At 50.5% G+C, this 773-nt stretch carries 1 protein-coding gene; it reads left to right on the top strand.

All coding sequences use genetic code 11. The annotated features are described in order from the left end of the window. The coding region (locus tag R7Q46_RS26545) for a methyl-accepting chemotaxis protein (RefSeq protein ID WP_318078132.1) at positions 1-773 on the top strand (773 nt) is incomplete at both ends.

Here is a 773-nt window from a genome sequence, read left to right as displayed (position 1 = left end):
CCTCACTTTCTGAGCAAGCACGTACAACAGCACAACAAGCAGAAGAACGTAGCCAGCGTATTTCTTACCAGCAAGACGAAATCAACATGGTTGCGACTGCGGTTAATGAAATGGCAGCAGCAACGCAAGAGATTGCGGGTAACGCAGACAGCACAGCGCATAGCTCTGAAGAAGCGGTGCAAGCATGTGCTCACGGTTCTAGCCAAGTGAATCAAACGCAAGGTTCTATCCAGAATCTGGCGCAAGAAGTTCAAGTCGCGACAAATGTTATCCAAGAACTTGAAGCGCACGGTAATAGCATCAACACGATTCTATCGACGATTCAAGACATTGCAGAGCAAACTAACTTGTTGGCACTGAACGCAGCGATCGAAGCGGCGCGTGCAGGCGATCAAGGTCGTGGTTTTGCGGTTGTTGCTGACGAAGTTCGCGTATTGAGCCAACGTACTCACGCATCGACCAAAGAAATCCAAGAAACGATCGAAATGCTTCAAGGTACAACCAAGAAAGCGGTTGATATCATGGGAGATGGTCGTCGTTTGGCTGATACCAGTGTGGATGACGCGAATTCTGCAGCAGCGAGCCTGACGCAAATCCACAGTGCGGTAGAGCGCATCAGCGACATGGCAACGCAAATTGCGTCTGCGGCGGAAGAGCAAGCATCTGTAACAACAGAAATCACTCGTAACACAGAAGGCATCCGCGACGTATCGAACGAGCTTTCTGTAGAAGCTCACTCAGCAGCGGAGCAAGCAGCGCACCTATCTGAGCTG

The organism is Vibrio sp. 811 (genome assembly GCF_033339195.1).
The sequence above is the reverse complement of the archived record's forward strand: the minus strand, read 5'-3'. Positions and strand labels throughout refer to the sequence as shown.